Below are 21,230 nucleotides of genomic sequence, written 5' to 3'. Positions count from 1 at the left end.
CCCTGAGTTCTCCGGGTTCAACTGGATTTGCCTGAATTGCCTTCGGGTTCCGCTTTGGGGGAATGGCGCCGTGGCCGGAGCCGCCGCCATGATTGCCGTCGCCGCGGTTGCGGCTGGCCGTTCCCGGTCGGCTTCAGCCTGAGCAGGAATCTTCAGGCCGGTTCAAGGAGGTTCAGGCCCGGCCGCGCAGATAGGTTTCGCAGGCGTCCACCGGCATGGGCCGGGCGTAGAGATAGCCCTGTACCTCGTCGCAGCCGGTCTCCCGCAGGGCGGCAGCCTGTTCTTCGGTTTCCACCCCTTCACCGATGGTCTTCAGCTTCAGGCTGGCAGCCATCTGCACCACGGCGCGGACGATGGCGGCGCTGTCGCCGTCGCTGGTGATGTCGCGCACGAAGCTCTGGTCGATCTTCAGCTTGTCCACCGTGAAGCGCTTGAGATAGGCCAGGCTGGAATAGCCGGTGCCGAAGTCGTCGATGGAGAGCAGCACGCCCATGGCGTTGAGGGCTTTGAGGGTGGCCAGGGTGGCTTCCGCATCCTGGATCAGGATGGATTCGGTCAGTTCCAGTTCCAGGGCCGAGCCGGGCAGCTGGTTGGCGGCCAGGGCGTCGCCGACGGTCTTGAGCAGGTCGTCCCGGCGGAATTGCAGGGCCGACAGGTTCACCGCCACGGTCATGGGCGGCAGGCCCGCATCCAGCCAGGCCCGGGCCTGGCGACAGGCTTCCTGGATGACCCAGGTGCCCATGGGCACGATCAGCCCGGTTTCTTCCGCCAGGGGAATGAACTGGCCCGGTGGAATCAGGCCTTCCGGCGTTTGCCAGCGCAGCAGGGCTTCCACCCCCACCACCTTGCCGCCGGCCAGTTCCAGCTGGGGCTGGTAGTACAGCACTAGCTCCTGGCGCTCCAGGGCCTGGTGCAGGCGCTGCTGCAGGTTGAGGCGTTCCAGGGTGCTGACGTTCATGGCTTCGGTGAAGAAGCGGTAGGTGTTGCGGCCGCCCTGTTTGGCGTGCACCAGGGCGGTGTCGGCCTTTTTCAGCAGGGTGTCGAAGTCGTTGCCATCGTCCGGCGCCAGGCTGATACCGATGCTGGCGGAGATGCTCAGGGGGTGACCATCCACCTCGAAGGGGGCGGCGAGAGTGGCAAGCAGGGTCTCGGCGGCCCGGGACACCTGGGCCGGCTCCTGGCACTGGGGCAGCACGATGAGGAATTCATCGCCCCCCTGGCGGCTGAGGGTGGCGCTTTCCCGCAGCACACCCTTGAGGCGGCGAACCACCCGCTGCAGCAGCTGGTCGCCGGCATGGTGGCCGAGGGAGTCGTTGATGGTCTTGAAGTGGTCCAGGTCCATCAGCAGCAGGGCCACCGGGGCCGGGGCGCCGCTGGCCCGCTCGGCGGCGGAGGCGATTTGCTCTTCCAGGCGCAGGCGCAGCAGGTTGCGGTTGGGCAGGCCGGTCAGGTGGTCATGCTGGGCGAGGAACTGCAGCCGCTCTTCCAGGGCCTTGCGGTCGGAGATATCGGAGAAGACGGCGACGTGGTTGACGATCTTGCCCTGGCTGTCGCGGATGGCGTTGATGCGGGTCCACTTCGGGTAGATCTCGCCGCTCTTGCGTCGGTCGTAGATTTCCCCCTGCCAGTAACCCTGGGTGTTGAGGGCCTCCCACATGCGGCGGTAGAAGACCTTGTCGTGGTGGCCGGAGGAGAGCAGGCGGGGGTTGCGGCCGATTACTTCCTCCGCCGCGTAGCCGGTGGTTTCGGTGAAGGCCCGGTTCACCGAGCGGATGTTGTTCTCCGCGTCGGTGACCAGAATGGCTTCGTTGGAGGTGTCGAAGACCTTGGCCGCCAGGCGCAGTTCTTCCTCGTTACGCTTGCGTTCGGTGATGTCCACCATCACCCCCACCAGCCCGGCCACCTGGCCCTGGGCATCGCGGAAGGTGGCCTTGTTGAAGATCACGTCGTGGTTCACGCCGTCGGCGTAGCGTACCTGGGCCTCATACACCTGCTTGCCCGGGGCGTTGAAGAGCAGCTCGTCGGCCGCGGCATAGCGGGCCGCCAGTTCTGGCGGCGCCAGGTCGTATACGCTCTTGCCGAGGAAGGCTTCCCGTTCCTTGCCGATGTAGCCGAGGAAGGCCTCGTTGCAGCCCAAGTAGCGGCCCTTTGCATCCTTGTAGAAGAGCGGGCTGGGAATGGCTTCGATCAGGGTGTGCATGAACTGCACGTGTTCCTGCAGCATGGCGTCGGTACTGCGCAGGGCCTCCTGCTTGCGGGTCAGGCTGAGGGCCATCTGGTCGAACTGGTGGGCCAGGGTGGCAATTTCGTCTTCGCCGGCGAGGTTGATGCGCACCCCCAGATCCCCTTCCCCCAGGCGCCGGGCGGCCGCCGAGATGAGGTTGAGGCGGCGGGTCACCCAGCGGTCCAGCAACAGGGAGAGCAGCAGGGCTCCCAGCAGGGAGAGGGCGCCGGTTTTCAGGGATTCGTAAATAGCTTCGCTGCGGGCTGTGGCCAGGGGGGCGGCAATGTCGTACTCGACGTAGAGGATGCCTCGGCGCAGGCCCCGCAGGGAGCCGTGGGTGAGGTCCATGACGATGGGGAAATAGCCGGTGAGGGTTTCGCCGCTTTCGTCCAGGCTCACCTGGTGCTGTTCCCGGACCATGACCTGGCTGGCCTCTTCGGCCTGGTAGCGGCTGACCTGGGCGGCTTCCTCGCCCTGCCAGAGATAACGGTTGGCGAAGATCACCTGGTCGTTGTCGTCGGCCAGGATCAGGGTGCGGATGCGCGGATGCAGGGCCGTGGCAGAGAGACGGGCCTTGGCCTGGGCCATGTTCTCCAGGACCAGGCGCTCCGCCAGGATGTCCTGCAGCTGGCGCATCAGTACCCCCAGGGTTTCCCGGCTTTCCTGCTGGATGCGGGCACTGGCGTTCTGATACCAGTGCACCGCCACATACACCGAGCCGACGGCGGCGAAGAGCAACAGTACCAGGGGAAGCAGCAGGCGCAGGCGGAAGGCCGCGGGAATCCGCTCCAGGCGATCGAGCAGGCTCATGGCGCCAGCACCTTAGCCAGATCGGCCGGCAGCAGGCGACGGCTATCCACAGGTTGGGAGATCAGGTGCTGGCTCTGCATCACCTCGGCCAGGCGCTGCAAGGGCACGGCAATGGCCGGCGGGTGGCCGGCCAGCAGGCGCAGGTTCTCGGCCCGATCGGGCAGGATCAGGCCTTCCAGGGCCAGGCGCATGTCGTTGCCGGAAGTCTGGGTACGGCGGCCGAGGGCGGCAGCGGTGCCCGAGGGATCGGCCCGCAGTTCGTCGAGCACCCGGAACCAGCCGTTGCTGAGGGTCTTCAGGGTGTTCTGGTGCTGTCGCCAGGCCTCCTCCCGCACCACCAGCAGGTCGAAGATACCTTCCGGCATCTGGCGACTGGAATAGAGCTTGCGGGCGCCCAGGCGTTGCAGCCGGGAGAGGGCAGGCTCAAAGGTCACCACTGCGTCGGCGGCCCCGGCCACGTAGGCGTTTTCGTGGGTGTCGGCCGTCAGGGGGACGATGGAAACGTCGGCCGGAGTCAGCCCTGCCTCACCCAGGGCCTGGGTCAGCACGTAGGCGCCGAGGGCCTGGTTTTCCACGCCGATGCGGCGCCCCTTCAGGTCTTCCAGACGCTGGATGTCGGGGCGGGCCACCAGGGCGTCGCCGCCATTGGAGATATCCAGTACCAGCACCACCCGGATATCCATCTGGTCGGCCAGCAGGCCCAGGGCCTCGTCGCCGGTGAGGGCGGCGCCATCCAGGGCACCGTTGCGGAATGCCCGCAGCACTTCGGAGGTGGAGGGCAGCTCGTAAAGGTGGATGGGCGCATTGCCCCAGTAATTGCGCTCCCGGGCCAGGTGCAGTGGCTCATAGCCGGCCCATTCGTTGGTCGCCAGGCGCAGGGGGGGCTGGGGCGCCCCCCGCTGACAGGCCGCGAGCAGGGCAGCGCCGCCTGCCAGGAGCAGGCGCCGGCGTCCGGAACTGAACGGGGCGGCGACGGGGGCAGCGACCATGATTTGACGGGAGAAAGGGAGCGGACAGTATCGCATGAAATCCGGATAAACCCCGGCAGGGGCCTATCGGGGAGGGCCTGACGTGAAGCCAGGCCGGTATCCGGATGAAATTGGCGGGAAAGCCGGATGTAACGCGGGATGCGATGTCAGCTGCAAGCTACATCCGGGGCACACCCGCGTGATACCCGAGGTCAGGCGCGGCGGCGGAAAATCACATCCCACACGCCATGGCCGAGGCGAATGCCGCGCTGCTCGAACTTGGTCAGGGGGCGGTAGTCGGGGCGCGGGGCGAAGCCGCCGTGGCTGTTGTCCACGGTGTTTTCCAGCAGGGGTTCGGCGGAGAGCACTTCCAGCATCTGGAGGGCGTATTCCTCCCAGTCGGTGGCGCAGTGCAGGTAGCCGCCGGGGGCCAGGCGGGAAGCCAGCAGGGTGATGAGGGGCGGCTGCACCAGGCGGCGCTTGTGGTGCCGCTTCTTCGGCCAGGGGTCGGGGAAGTAGATGTGGGCGCCGGCCAGGGAGTTCTCGGGGATCATGTCCCGCAGCACTTCCACGGCGTCGTGCTGGATGATGCGGATATTGCCGATTTCACCCTCGGCCACCAGCTTGCACAGGCTGCCGACGCCGGGGGTGTGCACTTCCACCTCGATGAAGTTGGTATCGGGCCGGGCGGTGGCGATCTTGGCCGAGGTCTCGCCCATGCCGAAGCCGATCTCGAATACCGTGGGGGCTTCGCGGCCGAAGGTGGCGGCGAAATCCAGGGCCTCGGGACGGTACGCGATGCCGACCTTGGGCATCATGTCGTCCAGGTAGCGCAGCTGGGCGCTGGAGACCCGGCCCTGGCGCAGCACGAAGCTGCGGATGGGGCGTTTGGCCAGGGGGTTGTCTTCACCGGCGCCGGACTCGGCGATCAGGTCGGCGGGTTCGATGGCATCGTCGTGCGGGTCTTGCATGGTGTTCCTCAAACGTATCGTGCGGGGCTGGCCGGGAGGTCAGAATTCCGCGTCAAAAGCATGTTCCAGGGCGTGGTGCTTGCCCGCCAGGGCGGCGGCCAGGCCGGGGCAGGCCTCGGCAGCGCCATAGGCCAGGCGCCGGCCGACGGTGCGGCGCAATTCGTCCTGCCATTTTTCCATCATTGCCTGCCCATCCACCGGCTGTTCCGGGTGGCGGGGGTCAGGCTGGCTGCTCATGTCGGCCACCAGGCGTTCCCGGGCTTCACTGGCCTGAAGACTGTTGGCGTCCTCCCAGGCAGCCAGGGCAGCATCCAAGGCTGGCAGATTCTCGGCATCGGCCTGCTGGCGGCACTGGCTGACCAGCTCCCGGGTTTCCGTGGCGCGGCGCAGGCGTTCCACGTCACCCTTGAGCAGCCACTGGGTGGCCAGATCGTAACGGGGCTTGGCAAGGGCTTGGGGCAGGCTGCCGCAGGCCGCTTCCAGTTCCGGGCCATCCGTCGGCAGGCCCAGGTCGGACTTGAGGTTGAGGGCCTGCACCAGATCCAGGCGGCGCACTTCGCTGGCCGGTGGCGTGAAGTAGTAGCGGGCCAGTTCGCTTTCGGCCTGGGTGATGTAGTCCCGGTTGGCGGCTTCCCAGGTGGCGTAGGCCTCTCGGGCTGCTTCGCCGCTACCGGGAACGCGGGCGCAGCTGCGTCCGAGCAGGGCAATACCGTGGGCCAGGCCGAAGAGGGTCTGCTGGGCCAGGATGCGCGGGTGGCCGAAGGCGTAGCCCAGGCGTTCACGGCGCAGCGTGGGGGTACCGGGGGGCACGGCGGGAGCGGCCGCGGTCGGCGGCGGCAAGGGCGCTGGCTGGGCCAGGGATTTTTCTTCGAAGCCGGGGCCGGCCAGGGGCTGGGCCACGGTTTCCTCGCCGGCGGCAGGGGGGGGCAGGGAGGTGGCGGGGGCCTGGGGTTCGGGCGTCGCCTCCGCCGCGAGGGCTGCCGGAGTCTCCGGTGTTTCTGGGGTTGCGGGGGCCACGGTGGTGGCTGCTGCCGGTGTGGCTGACTGGGCTGGATGGTTCGGCAGCACCACACCTCGCGGCGTGGTGCGGGGGCCATTGCCCCCATCTGCCGGTACGAAGAGGCGTTGCAGCAGTTCCAGCAGGTTGGGCTGGCCCGGCTCCAGGGGCATCGCCTTCAGGCCGCCATCCTCGGCCCGCAACGGTGCCTGGGCCAGCAGGGCCAGGCTGGCCAGGGCAGCCAGGAGGGTGGAGCGAAAGCGGCGCATCGGCTCTCAGTTCTTGCCGATGAGGCCGGTGGTGGGGGAGCTGGGGTCGGCGGAATACAGCTTGCGCGGCATGCGGCCGGCCAGGTAGGCCTCGCGGCCGGCCTGCACTGCCTTTTTCATGGCGCTGGCCATGAGCACCGGATTTTGCGCATGGGCGATGGCGGTGTTCATCAGCACCCCGTCGCAGCCGAGTTCCATGGCGATGGCCGCGTCGGAGGCCGTGCCGACGCCGGCATCAACGATCACCGGCACCTTGGCGTTGTCGATGATCAGGCGCAGGTTCCAGGGATTGAGAATGCCCATGCCGGAGCCGATGAGGGAGGCCAGGGGCATTACCGCGGCACAGCCGATCTCTTCCAGCATCTTGGCCTGGATGGGGTCGTCGGCGCAGTACACCATGACCTGGAAGCCTTCCTTGACCAGGGTTTCGGCGGCCTTCAGGGTTTCCGGCATGTTGGGGAACAGGGTGGTGGGGTCCCCCAGCACTTCCAGCTTGACCAGGGCGTGGCCGTCCAGCAGTTCTCGGGCCAGGCGCAGGGTGCGCACGGCTTCGTCGGCGGTGTAGCAGCCGGCGGTGTTGGGCAGGATGGTGAACTGGCTGGGGGGCAGGGCATCCAGCAGATTGGGCTGGTTCGGGTCCTGGCCAATGTTGGTACGACGGATGGCCACGGTGACCATTTCCGCCCCGGAGGCATCGATGGCCTGACGGGTTTCGGCGAAATCCTTGTACTTGCCGGTGCCGACGATGAGGCGGGAGGCGTAGGTCTTGCCAGCGATGGTCAGTTGTTCCATGGATGCGGTTCCAGGCTGAAAAGGGTGAGGAGAGCGTTGCGGCGCCTGTGGCGCAGGCACGGGTCAGCCGCCGCCGACGGCGACGACGATTTCGATGCGGTCGCCATTGGCCAGGGCGGTGTCGCCATGCTGGCTGCGGGGCACGATGTCGCCATTACGTTCGATGGCGATGCGCTTGCCGGCATAACCCAGGGCCGTCACCAGGGCGGCAACGGTAAAGGGCGTGGGGGCAGCGGGGAACTGGCGGCTTTCGCCGTTGATGACGATTTCCATAAGGGGGCGGATTTTACCATGGCCGCCCCCACGTTTTGGCCGGGGAATACCGCCAGGGGGCGGCAAATCCACGGGTCATGGCGTGGAAATCACCGGCCGGCCCCGGCAAGCGGCGCCGGAGCCGAGCGGTGCAATGACACGGAGAAGCCGGGAGGGGCCGGGCGGCCCTTACAGGATGGGGGTTCCTTCCTTCTCGCCGCGCTCGTACACCACGTTGGCCCGGCCCACCAGTAAGGGGTCGAGGGGGCCGATGCGGTCGATGTCCTTATTGTTGTAGGGCAGCTTGTGCAGGATGTAGCGCATGGCATTGAGACGCGCCCGCTTCTTGCAGTCCGACTTGACCACGGTCCAGGGGGAGTCCGCCGTGTCGGTGTAGAAGAACATGGCTTCCTTGGCTTTGGTGTAATCCTCCCATTTGTCGAGGGAGGCCAGGTCGATGGGGGAGAGCTTCCACTGCTTCAGGGGGTGGGTTTCCCGTTCCTTGAAACGGCGGCGCTGCTCGGCCCGGCTGACGGAGAACCAGAACTTGATGACGTGGATGCCGCTGCGCGCCAGGTTGCGCTCGAACTCCGGGCACTGGCGCATGAATTCGGCGTATTCGTCCTGGTCGCAAAAGCCCATGACCCGTTCCACGCCGGCCCGGTTGTACCAGGAGCGGTCGAACATGACGATCTCGCCGGCGGTGGGCAGGTGCTGGATGTAGCGCTGGAAATACCACTGGCCCCGCTCCACTTCCGAGGGCTTTTCCAGGGCTACCACCCGGGCGCCCCGGGGATTCAGGTGCTCGGTGAAACGCTTGATGGCGCCCCCCTTGCCGGCCGCATCCCGGCCTTCGAAGAGGATCACCACCCGCTGCCCGGTTTCCTTGACCCAGGCCTGGAGCTTCAGCAGTTCCACCTGCAGGCGGTACTTCTGCTTCTCGTAGTTCTTGCGGGTCATCAGATTCTTGTAGGGATAGCCACCGGTGCGCCACTCGTCTGAGAGCTGGTCGTCCGGGCTCACCGGCAGTTTGTCCGCCGGCGTCTCGTCCTTGAACAGGGTGTCCCGCAGCATCTTCACATCGTCGGGAGAAGCGCCGGCGACAATGGCTTCCAGGGTCTTGGCCACGGACTTGAGGTCGCTGCCCGGGGTGCGGGCGAGGATGTCGCGCATGGCCACCACCTTGGAATTCTGGGCAGCAGCCACCGCCTGGGCGACTTCGAATTTTTCCACGCCCTCGGCACTCTTTGCCGGCGCCACATCGCCTGCCTGCACCGGGCGGGCGCGGCTGGGGCGGGGTTTGGCGGGGGGCGTGACCGCAGGGGCTGCGGCAGCTTTGGTGGTGGTTGTACGGGCGGGGGTGGCGCGGGGGGCGGCAGGCTTGCTGACCTTCTTGTCCATCGTTCTCTTGCTCCGGGTCATGGGCGGGAATCCGGCGCCCGTCTTGGTCTTCCGGGCGGCGGCAAAGAGAGCATTGTGCGCCTAAATGAAGGTTGTCGGGTGTGACTCAAGTGGCATTTTTTCTGCCGAAGTACTCGGGGTGGCCGTACGTAGCGCCGGGGCGCCGTCGCTGCTTTGGCTCAGCGACTGTCGTGGCGATGGGGGTGTTCGCCCACGTGATGGGTGAGGCCCGCTGCGTGGTGTTCATGGCTCGGCGGCAGGGGGCTGGGGCGGCCCACCCAGTGGGGCAGCAAGGAGCCGGCCACCATGCCGATGGCGGCAACGATGAAGCCGAGCACCTGGGGCGGCCAGGTGGGATTCTCCGGGCCCAGCACCTCCATCAGGATCCAGGCGAAGAAGCCGCCGAAGATGGCAGCCAGGGCGCCCTGGGTATTGGCCTTCTTCCAGTAGAGGCCGGCGAAGAGGGGAATGAAGGCGGTGACCAGGGTGATCTTGTAGGCGTTCTCCACCATGTGGAAGATGCTCTCGTTGGAATTGAGGGCGAACAGCAGCACGGTGGCGGCGAAGCAGACGATCACCGTACGCATGGCGAGGAGGAAGGTGCGGTCCGGCATGCGCGGGAAGAAGCCGCGCAGGATGTTCTCGGAGAAGGCCACGGAAGGCGCCAGCAGGGTGGCCGAAGAGCAGCTCATGATGGCCGAGAGCAGGGCGCCGAAGAACACCACCTGGGCGAACACCGGCGTGTGCTGCAGGATCAGGGTGGGCAACACCAGCTGGGAATCCTGCTGCAGTAGCTCGCCGAACATGGCCGGGTCGATCAGGGTGGCGGCGTAGGCCAGGAACATGGGCACAAAGGCGAAGGCGAAATAGAGGCTGCCGCCCAGCAGCGAGCCGCGGATGGCGGTCTTCTCGTTCTTCGCCGAGGTGATGCGCTGGAACACGTCCTGCTGGGGAATGGAGCCCAGCATCATGGTCATCCAGGCGCCGATGAAGGGCACCCACACCTCCAGCCCGCCTTTGGGGAAGAAGTCCAGCTTGCCCGCCGCTGCCGCATGGCTGACCACGGTGCCGACGCCGCCGGTGAGGCCGGAGATGACGTAGCCGATGTAGAGCATGCCGCCCATGATCACGGTGATCTGCACGAAATCCAGGATGGCGACGGAGAACATGCCGCCGAAGGTGGTGTAGGTCAGCACGATGAGGGCGCCCAGGATCATGCCTGCCTCCTGGGACACGGCACCGCCGGTGACGACGAAGAAGACCAGGCCCAGGGCCTTGATCTGGGCCGAGACCCAGCCCAGGTAGGAGACCACGACGCAGAGGGTGGTGAGCACCTCGACAGTGCGGTTGTAGCGCAGCCGGTAGTAGTCGCCGATGGTCAGCAGGTTCATCCGGTACAGCTTGCTGGCGAAGAAGAGGCCGGCGAGGATGAGGCAGAGGGAAGCGCCGAAAGGGTCGGCAACGACGCCGCCCAACCCTTCCTTGACGAAGGTGGCGGAAACCCCGAGCACGGCCTCGGCACCGAACCAGGTGGCGAACACCGTAGCGGTGACCACCGGCAGGGGCAGACTGCGGCCGGCGACAGCGAAATCCTTGGCGCTATGGACCCGGGTGGCGGCATAGAGACCGATGCCGATGGAGACCAGAAGGTAAAGGATGACGAAGGCCAGGAGCGTGGTCATGGTCGCAAAATCGCCGGGGCAGGCAGGGGAAGTTGAAAAAACGCGCCAGTATAGCTGTTTTTCGACAGCGAACGTTTCCGCTTTAAGCGTGACAAATCAGGGTCTTGGGCCGATTTCCCAGGGTTTTGGAAAATGCACTGGGACGGTGCGCCGGCCGTCTGCCGTGTGACGCCGCCGGGGCGGGCGGCCCGGAATGTCACAAATTCATAATATTCATTGGCTTGGCCGCTACCTCCAGACCTAGGACCAAGTCAGGAATCTCCCTATTGACGTACCGTCCCGGGGAATGGAAAGTGCTTTGACATAACGAAAACCAGAGAGCATTTGCGGTGCAGAGGATAGACATGGACAAATACGGGGAGCCAACAGCACTTGGCTTTTTCTCGAGCGATGGTGAACTGCTACGGCAACTGCTGGAGTGCCTGCCGGTGGGCGTCTGGATTGCCGACGGCCAGGGCCGCATCCTCCTGGGCAACCGCAGCGGCGAAGCCCTGTGGGGCGGCGCCCGCTACGTCGGCCTGGCTGAATACTCCGCCTACCGCGGCTGGTGGGCCGACAGCGGTGCGGCCCTCAAGGCCGAGGACTGGCCCCTGGCCCGGGCGGCGGTACGGGGCGAAACCCGTCGTGGGGCAATGATCGAGATTCAGGGCTTCGACGGTTCCCAGCGCACCATCCTCAGTTCCGCTGCACCCCTGCGGGATGCCAATGGCCAGCAGGTGGGCGCCCTGTCGGTGCATCAGGATGTCACCGACCTCAAGCAGTTGCAGGACAGCCTGAAGCAGGAGGCCGCCTTTTCCGCCGCTGTTCTGGATACGGTGGCTGCCCTGGTGGTGGTGTTGGACCGGAAAGGGCTTATCGTCCGTTTCAACAGTGAAAGCAGCCGTCTTACTGGCTACCGGCCGGAAGAAGTGGTGGGGCGCCATTTCGCCGATTTCCTGATCCCCGAGGAAGACCGGGAAACGGCCCGGGCCCGCTTCCGCCAGCTGCGCGGCCGGGATTTTCCCCATACCTACGAAAACTGTTGGCTGAGCCGGGACGGCCAGCGCCGCCGTATCGTCTGGCGCAACGCCAGCATCACCAACGACGCCGGCCGCCTGGACTACGTGGTGGCCTGCGGCATGGACGTCACCGAGCAACGCCGCACCGAGGCCGACCTGCTGCTGGCCCAGAAAGCTTTCGAGGCCAGCGGCGAAGCCATCATGGTCACCGACACCGAAGGCCGCATCGTCTCCGTGAACCAGGCCTTCTCCGCCATTACCGGCCACCGGCCCGAAGCGGTCATCGGCCAGTCGCCGCGCATCCTCCGCTCCGGTCGCCACGGGCCGGAGTTCTACGCCGCTCTGTGGCAGTCCCTGCGCAACGAAGGGCGCTGGCAGGGGGAAATCTGGGACCGCCGGGCCGACGGCTCCGTCTACCCCAAGTGGCTGACCATCACCGCGGTGCGCGACGGCGGCCGCAGCACCCATTACGTGGCGGTGTTTTCCGATATCAGCGAACGCAAGGCCAAGGAGGAGCGCATCCGCCACCTGGCCGAGCACGACGCCCTGACCGGCCTGGCCAACCGCAACCAGCTGCATACCCGCCTGGTGCAGGAGATCGAGCGTGCCGGCCGCAGCGGCCGCCACTTCGCCCTGCTCTTCCTCGACCTGGATCGCTTCAAGGCCATCAATGACACCTTCGGCCATGAAGTGGGGGACGAACTGCTGATCATGGTCGGCACCCGCCTGCGGGGCGCGGTGCGCAATACCGACCTGGTCTCCCGCCTCGGCGGCGACGAGTTCGTCGTCCTGCTGACGGACCTGGAGGACAACCTGGCTGCCGGCCGTACCGCCGACAAGCTCCTGGGGGCCCTCTCCCTGCCCTTCTTTGCCGCCAGCCACCAGTTGCAGGTGACGCCCTCCATCGGCGTTGCCGTCTATCCCGGCGATGGCAGCGACGGTGAAACCCTGCTGCGCCACGCCGACCTAGCCATGTACGAAGCCAAGCAGCAGGGCCGGGCCATGGTGCGTTTCTTCATTCCCGCCCTCAACGAGCGGGCCGCCGCCCGGGCTTCCCTCGAGCAGCGCCTGGGCCGGGCCCTGGCCCAGGGCGACTTTGTGCTGCACTACCAGCCCCAGGTGGAACTGCCCGGTGGCCGCATCACGGGCCTGGAAGCACTGGTGCGCTGGCAGGATGGCGAGGTGTTGCGGCTGCCGGAAGACTTCATTCCCGCTGCCGAGGCCAGCGGCCTCATCCTGCCCCTGGGGGACTGGATCCTGAATGAAGCCTGCCGCCAGATGCAGGCCTGGCGGCAGGCCGGCTTGCCGCCCCTGCCGGTAGCCGTGAATCTCTCCGCCCGGGAATTCCTGCAACCGGACCTGCCGCGGCGGGTGGCGGCCGCCCTGGCCGCCGCCGGCCTGGAGCCCGGGGCGCTCGAACTGGAGCTGACGGAAAGCGTGGCCATGGCCGATGTCGAGACCACCGGCGCGGTGCTGCAGGAGCTGGCGACCATGGGCGTCGCTCTGGCCATCGACGATTTCGGTACCGGCTACGCCTCCCTCGACTACCTGAAGCGTTTCCCGGTGCGCCGCCTGAAGGTGGACCGCAGCTTTGTCCAGGATCTCGAACACGGCAGCGACAACGCCGCCATCGTCAGCGCCATCATTGGCCTCAGCCAGGGGCTGGGCCTGCGGGTGGTGGCCGAAGGGGTGGAAACCCCCGCCCAGCGGGAATTCCTCCATCGCCTGGGGTGCCACGCCGCCCAGGGCTACCTCTTCGCCCACCCCCTGCCGCCGGAGGCCGTGGCCCAGGTGCTGGCCGGCGCCCCAGGGGCGACGGGAGCCTCGGCCGAGTAGCGGCGGGCGTGGCCGGCAGGAGTGGCCGGATGGCTTGGAATGCTGGAGTGCTGATGTGCCGAAATCGGCCCCGGCTGCAGCCGGGGCCTGCCACCGCGCCTCATGCGTCGAAATGCACGCCCTGGGCCAGGGGCAGCTGGCAGCCGTAATTGACCGTTTGGGTCTGGCGCCGCATGTAGGCTTTCCAGGCGTCAGAACCGGCTTCCCGGCCGCCCCCTGTTTCCTTTTCTCCGCCAAAGGCACCGCCGATCTCTGCGCCGGAAGTGCCGGCATTTACGTTGGCGATACCGCAATCGCTGCCGGCGGCGGAAAGAAAGCGCTCCGCATGGCGCAGGTCCAGGGTGAACAGGGAAGAGGAGAGGCCCTGGGGCACTGCGTTGTTGAGCTTCAAGGCCGTTTCGAAATCCGGGCAGCGGATGAGGTAGAGCAGGGGGGCGAAGGTTTCCCGCTGCACCACCGGCCAATGGTTTTCCGCCACCACCAGGGTGGGTTCCACATAGAACCCATGGCCTGGCAGGGGGCGCCCGCCGTGTAGCACCGTGCCGCCTTCGGCGAGGCTCTGGGCCACGGCGCCGACGAACTCGGCGCGCGCATCCTCGTCGATGAGGGGCCCCAGCAGCACGCCGGGAGCCAGGGGGTCGCCGCTGACGATGCGGCTGAAGGCCCGCGTCAGCCGTTCCTCCACCTCGTCCCAGCGGGCTTCGTGCACCAGCAGGCGACGGGTGCTGGTGCAGCGCTGGCCGGCGGTGCCGACGGCGCCGAAGACCACGGCGGGGATGGCCAGCTCCAGGTCGGCGCTGGCGTCGATGATGGCGGCGTTGTTGCCGGAGCACTCGAGCAGGCAGCGGCCGAAGCGGGCCGCCACGCTCTGGGCCAGCTGGCGGCCAACGCCGGAACTGCCGGTGAAGGAGACCAGGGGCAGGCGCCGGTCGTCCGCCAGGGCCTGGCCCAGTTCCGCCTCATCCGACAGCAAGAGGGTGAAAACGCCCTGGGCGCCATGGTCCCGGCTTACCTCGTCGGCGATGCGCTGGATGGCAATAGCCGTCAGGGGCGCCTTGGGCGAGGGCTTCCAGACCACCGTGTCGCCGCAGACGGCAGCGATGAAGGCATTCCAGGCCCACACCGCAGCAGGGAAATTGAAGGCGGTGATGACCGCTACCGGCCCCAGGGGCTGCCAGCGTTCCAGCAGATGGTGGCGGGGCCGTTCCGAGGGCAGGGTGAGGCCATGGTATTGGCGTGACAGGCCGACGGCGTAGTCGGCGATGTCGACCATTTCCTGGATTTCCCCCTCCGCCTCACTGCGGATCTTGCCCACTTCAATAGCCAGCAGGGTGGCCAGATCGGCCTTGTGCTCCCGCAGGGCGATGGCCAGGTCCCGCACCAGCAGGCCGCGGCGGGGCGCCGGCACGTCGCGCCAGTGCAGGAAGCTGCGGCAGGCCTGCTGCACCACCGCTTCCCGGTCTTCTTCCGTGGCGCGGCCCACCAGGGCCAGGGGCAGCCCCAGCACTGGTGTCATGGAGGCGAAGCCGCCGTGGCCGTCGCGCCAGGAGCCATCGCCCAGGGCGGCGGCGGGATTGAATTCGCCGAGGCCGAGACGGCTGAATAGCTGTTCGCTCATGGCCGATCCTCCCTGCTAGGCCGGGGCCATGGCCCCGGCGGATTGTCAGGCGGCCCGGGGAAAGCGCCGGCCCAGTTCCTCTGCCACCGCTTCTACCTGGTCCAGGCCCCAGTCCAGGGCGCCCTGGCTGATGGTCAGGGGCGGTGCCAGGCGCACCACGGTATGGTGGGTATCCTTCGACAGCACGCCCCGTTGCAGCAGCCGCTCGCAAAATTCCCGGGCGTCGGTGAGGCGGGGTTCCAGCTCCAGGCCGGCGAAAAGCCCCAGGCCGCGCACGGCGCGAATGGCCGGGCTGTCCATGGCCTGCAGCCGGGAGAGCAGGTGGGCGCCGAGGGTGGCGCTGCGCTCCACCAGACTTTCGTCAATCAGCAGGTCCAGGGCTTCCAGGGCGATGCTGGCGGCCAGGGCGTTGCCGCCGAAGGTGGAACCGTGGTCGCCGGGGGTGAAGACCTGCATCACCTCGTCGTCGGCGAGGAAGGCGGAAACCGGTAGCAGGCCGCCACCCAGGGCCTTGCCGAGGATGACGCCATCGGGCCGGATACCGGCATGTTCGCTGGCCAGGAGCCGGCCGGTGCGGCCCAGGCCGGTCTGCACTTCGTCGGCGATGAGCAGCACCTGGTGGCGGCGGCAAATGTCGGCGCAGCGGGCCAGATAATCCCGGGGCGGCAGGATGATGCCGCCCTCGCCCTGTACCGGCTCCACCAGGAAGGCCGCCGTGTGGGGTGTGATGGCCGCTTCCAGGGCCGCGGCGTCGCCATAGGGCACCGTCTTCAGGCCCGGCGGGAAGGGGCCGAAGCCGCGCCGGTACTGGTCTTCGGTGGAGAGACCGACGATGGTGATGGAGCGTCCGTGGAAGTTGCCGGCACAGGCGATGATTTCCGCCTGGTCCGGAGCGATGCCCTTCACCTCATGGCCCCATTTGCGGGCTGCCTTGAGGGCGGTTTCCACGGCTTCCAGGCCCGTATTCACCGGCAGGGCGCGGGCGTAGCCGGTGACGTCGGTGAGGCGCTTGAGGAAGAGGGGCAGGCGCTCGCTATAGAAGGCCCGGGAGGTCACGGCCAGACGCCCGGCCTGGGCCCGCAGGACGGCCAGCAGGCGCGGGTGGGCATGGCCGAAGGAGACGGCGGAATAGGCCGACATGAGGTCCAGGTAACGCTGGCCGTCCACATCCCACAGCCAGCTGCCCTCGCCCTGGGCCAGGACCACCGGCAGGGGGGCGTAGTTGCGGGCGCCGTACTGGCCTTCCCATTCCTTGAGGGTGTCGCCATCCGGCAGGCCGGCCGATTCCACTAGGTCAATGGCCAGGCGGGCGGTGCGGTTTTCCCGGTCCCGTTCTGGGTTGAATTCGGCGATTTCCAGGGCGCTCAGCCGGGGATTGCGCAGCAGGCCCCGCAGGCAGCGGCGCAGCACCTCGCCGGCCAGGCCATGTTCCACCGGGGTGCTGACCCCTGGTGCTTCCAGGGGGTTGAGGGCGTCCAGGTCCAGGCTGATGCCGAAGCCGCCGCCCGCCGGCCCACCGGCGATTTGCACGGCTTCTTCGAGTACGGCTCCCAGGCCCCGGCGGCGGATGTCATCCATGGTGAAAATGCGTACGCCCAGCTGGCGCAGCAGGGCCAGTTCTTCGGCCTCGTAACTGCGGGCAGCCACTACGGCCAGGCGGGCCGGGTCCAGCCGGGGGCCGGGGATGCCCGCCAGTTCCTCGGCGCCGTGGCCGAGCAGGGCGGCCAGAGGCATGCCATGGGGGTTGCCGGTACGGCTGGTGTCGGGGGTGTGGGCATCCAGGTGGGCATCGATCCAGACCAGGCCGGGTTGTGCCGCACCGGCCGTGGCGTAGGCCCGGGCGACACCGCGCCAGGTGCCGGCAGCCATGCTGTGATCGCCGCCGATCACCAGGGGCAGGGCGCCGCTGGCGATGGCCGTAGCGACTTCATCGGCCAGTTCCCGGCTGAGGGCGCCGAGACTGTCGAGGCGGTCGCCCAGAGGGGTTTCCAGGGTGGCGGCCCAACCGGCTTCCAGCCCGGCCCGCCGCAGGGCGGCCAGCAGGCCCATCTGGCGCAGCACTTCCGGCCCCTGGCTGGGGCCGTGGTCCGGCCCGCCGCGGCCACAATTGACGCCGAACAGCTTGATCATTCGTGATGCCATGGCACACCTCCGTCTGACGGGAGAAGTCGAGTGCTTCTGACCTTTAGAGCAGCATACCGCTGGAATCGTTCTGGGGATATGACAAGGGGCAAGCCCGGGCCGGCGATGGTGGCGGCCCGGCGGATCCTGGGCTGGAGCGCCGCGCTCCGCCCGGGGCTCAGGCGATGCTGCGCACCAGTTCCAGGGCGAAGATGCCGGCCACCAGCAACAGGGCGAGGCGCAGCCAGCGTTCCTGGCGGGCCTGGGTGGCCTGGATTTCCGCCAGGGCGGCGGCAGTGGATTCGGGCGCCCGGGAATGGGCGGCCAGGGCCTGCTGGGCCAGGCGGGGAATCTGGGGCAGGCTGCGGGCCCAGTAGGGGGCCTCGTTCTTCAGGTTGCGCACCAGGCCGCGCCAGCCCATCTGGTTTTCCATCCACTTTTCGAGGAAGGGCTTGGCGGTCTTCCACAGGTCCAGGTCCGGGTCCAGCTGACGGCCCAGGCCTTCGATATTGAGCAGGGTCTTCTGCAACATCACCAGCTGGGGCTGGATTTCTACATTGAAGCGGCGGCTGGTCTGGAACAGGCGCAGCAGCAGCTTGCCGAAGGAAATGTCCTTCAGGGGGCGGTCGAAGATGGGCTCGCAGACGGCGCGGATGGCCGCTTCCAGCTCGTCCACCCGGGTATCGGCGGGGGCCCAGCCGGATTCGATGTGGGCCTCGGCCACCCGCTTGTAGTCGCGGCGGAAGAAGGCGAGGAAATTCTGCGCCAGGTAGTTCTTGTCGTTGTCGTTGAGGGTGGCGACGATGCCGAAGTCCAGGGCGATGTAGCGGCCATCGGCATGGACGAAGATGTTGCCCGGGTGCATGTCGGCGTGGAAGAAGCCGTCGCGGAAGACCTGGGTGAAGAAAATTTCCACCCCGGCCCGGGAGAGAGCCTTGAGGTCGGTGCCCTGGGCCTGCAGGCGCTGGGTCTGGCTGATGGGAATGCCGTGCATCCGCTCCATCACCATTACCGACGGGGTGCAGTAGTCCCAATGCACTTCCGGCACCAGCAACAGGGTGGAGCCCTCGAAATTGCGCCGCAGCTGGGAACAGTTGGCGGCTTCCCGCATCAGGTCCAGCTCGTCGTAGAGGTGCTTGGCGAATTCGGCCACCACCTCCCGGGGCTTCAGGCGCTTACCGTCGGCCCACAGCTTTTCGGTGAGGCCGGCCAGGGTGTCCATCAGGGCCAGGTCGTGGCCGATGACCGGCTTCATGCCGGGGCGCAGCACCTTCACCGCCACTTCGCGGCCATCGTGCAGGGTGGCGAAGTGCACCTGGGCGACGGAGGCAGAGGCCACCGGGGTAGGGTCGAATTCGGCGAAGACTTCCGCCAGGGGCTTGCCGTAGGCGGCTTCCACCTGGGCAATGGCTTGGGCCGAAGGGAAGGGCGGCACCTGGTCCTGCAGCTTGGCCAGTTCCTCGGCGATGTCCAGGGGCAGCAGGTCGCGGCGGGTGGACAGCACCTGGCCGAACTTGACGAAGATGGGGCCGAGGGCCTCCAGGGCCAGGCGCAGGCGTTCCGCTTCGCTGCGTTGATCCAGCTTGCGCCAGAAGAACAGGGCCCGGGCCAGCCGCGAAAGGCCCCGGGCGCGGCCCGTGGGCTCGTGTTCCAGGACCATCTGGTCGAGGCCGTAACGGATGCTGACGGTGGCGATTTTGGCGAGGCGCAGCAGGCGCATGGTGAATCGGCGGGAGGCAGGGGGAGGGAGCCGCCGAGAATACCAGAATCCGGCCCGGCCCGCGGCGCCGGGCAGGTATAATCCGCCCTTTCAAGCTATTGGCACCGCCCCGGTTTTCCTATGAGTCAAGACATCAAAGCCCACCTGGCCGAACTGCTGCAAGCCGCGCTGAAGAGCGTGGCCCCGGATCACGCCGACACCCCCATCGCCCTGGAGCGCCCGAAACAGGAATCCCACGGCGACTTCGCCGCCAACGTGGCCATGCAGTTGGCCCGGGCCCTGAAGAAGAACCCCCGGGAGATCGCCCAGCAGCTGGTCAATGAACTGCCGGCCTCGCCCCGGGTGGAAAAGGTGGACATCGCCGGTGCCGGCTTCATCAACTTCACCCTCAAGGCCGATGCCAAGACCGCCGTGGTGGCCACCGTGCTGGGCCAGGGCAGCGCCTATGGCCGTTCCAGCGTAGGCGGCAAGCAAAAGGTGCAGGTGGAATTCGTCTCCGCCAACCCCACCGGCCCCCTGCACGTCGGCCATGGCCGCGGTGCTGCCTATGGCGCCTCCCTCTCCAGCCTGCTGGCTTTTGCCGGCTGGGATGTGACCCGGGAATACTATGTGAACGACGCCGGCCGGCAGATGGACATCCTGGCCGTCTCCACCTGGCTGCGCTACCTGGACCTGTTCGACGTCAAGGTGCCCTTCCCGCCCAACGGCTACCAGGGCGACTACGTGCGCGACATGGCCAAGCAGGTCAAGGACGCTCACGGCAACAAGTACCTGCGCGGTGCTGCCGAAGTGGTGGCCGGCGCCCCGGACGTGGAAGCGGACAAGGAAGGCCACCTCGACGCCCTCATTGCCAACGCCAAGAATCTGCTCGGCCAGGACTGGTCCTACATCCACCAGCACGCCCTTTCCGAGCAGCTGGCCGACGGCAAGGATGATCTGGAAGAGTTCGGCGTGCATTTCGACGTCTGGTTCTCCGAAAAGTCCCTCTTCGATACCGGCCTGGTGGCCAAGTGTGTCGAGCGCCTGGAAAAGGGCGGCCACCTCTACGTGCAGGACGGCGCCAAGTGGTTCCGTTCCACCGCCTTCGGCGACGAGAAGGATCGCGTCGTGCAGCGGGAGAACGGCCTGTTCACCTACTTTGCCTCCGACATCGCCTACCACCTCAACAAGTTCGACCGGGGCTTCGACAAGGTCATCAACATCTGGGGCGCCGATCACCACGGCTACATCCCCCGGGTGAAGGGTGCCCTCAAGGCCCTGGACCAGGATGAAGCCAAGCTGCAGGTGGCCCTGGTGCAGTTCGCCGTGCTCTACCGCAACGGCGAGAAGGCCGCCATGTCCACCCGCTCCGGCGAATTCGTCACCCTGCGCCAGCTGCGCGGCGAAGTGGGTAATGACGCCTGCCGCTTCTTCTACGTGCTGCGCAAGTCCGACCAGCATCTGGACTTCGACCTGGACCTGGCCAAGAGCCAGACCAACGAAAACCCCGTCTATTACATCCAGTACGCCCACGCCCGGGTCTGCTCCGTGCTCAAGCAATGGAGCGAAGCCGGCGGCGACGAGGCCGAGCTGGCCGCGGCCGACCTGTCCCTGCTGGCCCACCCGCGGGAACTGGCCGTGGCCGCCCGTCTGGCGGCCTTCCCCGAAGTTATCGACAGCGCTGCCGCCGACCTGGCTCCCCATCAGGTGGCCTTCTACCTGAAGGACCTGGCTGCCGACTTCCACAGTTATTACAATGCCGAGCGCATGTTGGTGGAGGATGCCGCCCTGGCCCGCTCCCGCGTTGCCCTGGCGGCCGCCGTTCGTCAGGTCATCCACAATGGCATGACCCTGCTGGGTGTATCCTGCCCGGCTTCCATGTAACCGAAACACGCCCGGTGCGTTGAGCAGAGAACCATGAGTCGCGACATGAAACCCCGCAAGACCCCCGCCAGGAAGAAATCCGCCGGCGGCACCCTGATCGGCATTTTCATTGGCCTGATCCTCGGCGTGGTGGCGGCCCTGGGCGTTGCCTGGTACATCAACAAGGCGCCCATGCCCTTCGTCAACAAGACCCAGAACGGTGCGCCCATGCCGCCCGAAGCCCTGCCGGCCAAGGGTGCCGACAAGGCGTCGGGAGCGGACAAGCAGGCTGCCCAGCAAGCTGCCGCACCGGCCGCCCTGCCGGGCAAGCCGGGCGACCCGGTGCCGGACAAGCCCCGTTTCGACTTCTACAAGATTCTGCCGGGCAATGCCGAAGCCCTACCGGCCCCTGACGCCAAACCCGAGGCCAAGAAAGACGCCAAGGAGAAGGATGCGAAGGACAGCAAGGAAGCCGCCAAGGAGGCCGTCAAGGAACCCCTGTTCCTGCAGGCCGGTTCGTTCCAGAAGCCGGGCGATGCGGACAATCAGAAGGCCAGTCTGGCCATGTTGGGAGTGGAGGCCACCGTGCAGCAGGTGATGGTGGGCGACAAGGTATGGTACCGGGTGCGCCTGGGACCCTACGGCAAGATCGACGAAGTGAACAAGGTTCGCGCCGAACTGGCCAAGGCCGGCGTCGAGGCGAACGTAGTCAAATCCAAGGATTAAGGA

14 protein-coding genes are annotated in these 21,230 nt (G+C 67.2%); 3 read left to right on the top strand and 11 right to left on the bottom strand.

What is annotated here, in order from left to right; translation table 11 throughout:
• Positions 1 to 172 precede the first annotated feature (172 nt).
• From AZSI13_RS18165 to AZSI13_RS07725, 8 genes are all read right to left on the bottom strand, one after another.
• Entirely contained in the window at positions 173 to 3,034 is a 2,862-nt protein-coding gene (locus tag AZSI13_RS18165; RefSeq protein ID WP_109040601.1) for an EAL domain-containing protein, read from the bottom strand.
• Positions 3,031 to 4,023, bottom strand: a complete 993-nt coding sequence (locus AZSI13_RS07755) for an ABC transporter substrate-binding protein (protein ID WP_165833387.1) — start codon at positions 4,021 to 4,023, stop codon at positions 3,031 to 3,033. Before AZSI13_RS07755 ends, AZSI13_RS18165 begins: the two co-directional genes overlap by 4 nt.
• 191 nt (positions 4,024 to 4,214) lie before the next feature.
• Positions 4,215 to 4,973, bottom strand: a complete 759-nt coding sequence (gene trmB, locus AZSI13_RS07750; RefSeq protein ID WP_201262332.1) for a tRNA (guanosine(46)-N7)-methyltransferase TrmB — start codon at positions 4,971 to 4,973, stop codon at positions 4,215 to 4,217.
• A 39-nt stretch (positions 4,974 to 5,012) separates the two neighbouring features.
• A complete protein-coding gene (locus tag AZSI13_RS07745) occupies positions 5,013 to 6,239 on the bottom strand; it encodes a hypothetical protein (protein ID WP_109040599.1) in 1,227 nt (408 codons plus the stop codon).
• Positions 6,240 to 6,245: 6 nt separating this feature from the next.
• Complete coding sequence (locus AZSI13_RS07740) at positions 6,246 to 7,031, bottom strand: thiazole synthase (protein ID WP_109040598.1); 786 nt, start codon at positions 7,029 to 7,031, stop codon at positions 6,246 to 6,248.
• A gap of 63 nt (positions 7,032 to 7,094) precedes the next feature.
• Positions 7,095 to 7,304 (bottom strand): sulfur carrier protein ThiS, encoded by a 210-nt coding sequence (gene thiS, locus AZSI13_RS07735; protein ID WP_109040597.1) that lies wholly within the window; start codon positions 7,302 to 7,304, stop codon positions 7,095 to 7,097.
• Positions 7,305 to 7,472: 168 nt separating this feature from the next.
• Positions 7,473 to 8,705 (bottom strand): polyphosphate kinase 2, encoded by a 1,233-nt coding sequence (ppk2, locus tag AZSI13_RS07730; RefSeq protein WP_235609708.1) that lies wholly within the window; start codon positions 8,703 to 8,705, stop codon positions 7,473 to 7,475.
• A 158-nt stretch (positions 8,706 to 8,863) separates the two neighbouring features.
• Positions 8,864 to 10,366, bottom strand: coding sequence for a sodium:solute symporter family protein (locus tag AZSI13_RS07725; protein ID WP_109040595.1), 1,503 nt, complete (start codon positions 10,364 to 10,366; stop codon positions 8,864 to 8,866).
• Positions 10,367 to 10,710: 344 nt separating this feature from the next.
• On the opposite strand from AZSI13_RS07725, the gene AZSI13_RS07720 reads away from it, so the two are divergent.
• The gene (locus AZSI13_RS07720; RefSeq protein ID WP_109040594.1) at positions 10,711 to 13,200 is read left to right on the top strand and encodes an EAL domain-containing protein; all 2,490 of its coding nucleotides are present in this window, start codon (positions 10,711 to 10,713) and stop codon (positions 13,198 to 13,200) included.
• Positions 13,201 to 13,300: 100 nt separating this feature from the next.
• Here AZSI13_RS07720 and AZSI13_RS07715 read toward each other — a convergent pair whose 3' ends face one another.
• From AZSI13_RS07715 to ubiB, 3 genes are all read right to left on the bottom strand, one after another.
• Positions 13,301 to 14,818, bottom strand: coding sequence for an aldehyde dehydrogenase family protein (locus tag AZSI13_RS07715; RefSeq protein WP_109040593.1), 1,518 nt, complete (start codon positions 14,816 to 14,818; stop codon positions 13,301 to 13,303).
• Between the two features lie 45 nt (positions 14,819 to 14,863).
• Positions 14,864 to 16,960 carry an ornithine--oxo-acid transaminase gene (rocD, locus tag AZSI13_RS18295; protein ID WP_109040592.1) on the bottom strand — a complete coding sequence of 699 codons (2,097 nt, stop codon included), beginning with the start codon at positions 16,958 to 16,960 and terminating at the stop codon, positions 14,864 to 14,866.
• A gap of 157 nt (positions 16,961 to 17,117) precedes the next feature.
• A complete protein-coding gene (gene ubiB, locus AZSI13_RS07705) occupies positions 17,118 to 18,659 on the bottom strand; it encodes a ubiquinone biosynthesis regulatory protein kinase UbiB (RefSeq protein WP_109040591.1) in 1,542 nt (513 codons plus the stop codon).
• 120 nt (positions 18,660 to 18,779) lie between these two features.
• Between ubiB and argS the strand changes: the two genes are divergently transcribed.
• Positions 18,780 to 20,522 carry an arginine--tRNA ligase gene (argS, locus tag AZSI13_RS07700; protein ID WP_109040590.1) on the top strand — a complete coding sequence of 581 codons (1,743 nt, stop codon included), beginning with the start codon at positions 18,780 to 18,782 and terminating at the stop codon, positions 20,520 to 20,522.
• Positions 20,523 to 20,555: 33 nt separating this feature from the next.
• The gene (locus AZSI13_RS07695) at positions 20,556 to 21,227 is read left to right on the top strand and encodes an SPOR domain-containing protein (protein WP_109040589.1); all 672 of its coding nucleotides are present in this window, start codon (positions 20,556 to 20,558) and stop codon (positions 21,225 to 21,227) included.
• The last annotated feature ends 3 nt before the right edge of the window (positions 21,228 to 21,230 follow it).

Origin of the sequence: Azospira sp. I13 (assembly GCF_003112695.1) — a bacterium.
GTDB lineage: Bacteria > Pseudomonadota > Gammaproteobacteria > Burkholderiales > Rhodocyclaceae > Azospira.
This window is presented reverse-complemented; position numbering and strand designations above follow the sequence as displayed.

What these genes read in the sequence shown, in the direction of transcription:
- thiS (WP_109040597.1), bottom strand. Translation starts at nt 7,304, where the DNA reads ATGGAAATCGTCATCAACGGCGAAAGCCGCCAGTTCCCCGCTGCCCCC.
- AZSI13_RS07715 (WP_109040593.1), bottom strand. Translation starts at nt 14,818, where the DNA reads ATGAGCGAACAGCTATTCAGCCGTCTCGGCCTCGGCGAATTCAATCCC.
- AZSI13_RS07745 (WP_109040599.1), bottom strand. Translation starts at nt 6,239, where the DNA reads ATGCGCCGCTTTCGCTCCACCCTCCTGGCTGCCCTGGCCAGCCTGGCC.
- ubiB (WP_109040591.1), bottom strand. Translation starts at nt 18,659, where the DNA reads ATGCGCCTGCTGCGCCTCGCCAAAATCGCCACCGTCAGCATCCGTTAC.
- AZSI13_RS07740 (WP_109040598.1), bottom strand. Translation starts at nt 7,031, where the DNA reads ATGGAACAACTGACCATCGCTGGCAAGACCTACGCCTCCCGCCTCATC.
- AZSI13_RS07725 (WP_109040595.1), bottom strand. Translation starts at nt 10,366, where the DNA reads ATGACCACGCTCCTGGCCTTCGTCATCCTTTACCTTCTGGTCTCCATC.
- rocD (WP_109040592.1), bottom strand. Translation starts at nt 16,960, where the DNA reads ATGGCATCACGAATGATCAAGCTGTTCGGCGTCAATTGTGGCCGCGGC.
- AZSI13_RS18165 (WP_109040601.1), bottom strand. Translation starts at nt 3,034, where the DNA reads ATGAGCCTGCTCGATCGCCTGGAGCGGATTCCCGCGGCCTTCCGCCTG.
- argS (WP_109040590.1), top strand. Translation starts at nt 18,780, where the DNA reads ATGAGTCAAGACATCAAAGCCCACCTGGCCGAACTGCTGCAAGCCGCG.
- AZSI13_RS07695 (WP_109040589.1), top strand. Translation starts at nt 20,556, where the DNA reads ATGAGTCGCGACATGAAACCCCGCAAGACCCCCGCCAGGAAGAAATCC.
- trmB (WP_201262332.1), bottom strand. Translation starts at nt 4,973, where the DNA reads ATGCAAGACCCGCACGACGATGCCATCGAACCCGCCGACCTGATCGCC.
- AZSI13_RS07755 (WP_165833387.1), bottom strand. Translation starts at nt 4,023, where the DNA reads ATGGTCGCTGCCCCCGTCGCCGCCCCGTTCAGTTCCGGACGCCGGCGC.
- ppk2 (WP_235609708.1), bottom strand. Translation starts at nt 8,705, where the DNA reads ATGACCCGGAGCAAGAGAACGATGGACAAGAAGGTCAGCAAGCCTGCC.
- AZSI13_RS07720 (WP_109040594.1), top strand. Translation starts at nt 10,711, where the DNA reads ATGGACAAATACGGGGAGCCAACAGCACTTGGCTTTTTCTCGAGCGAT.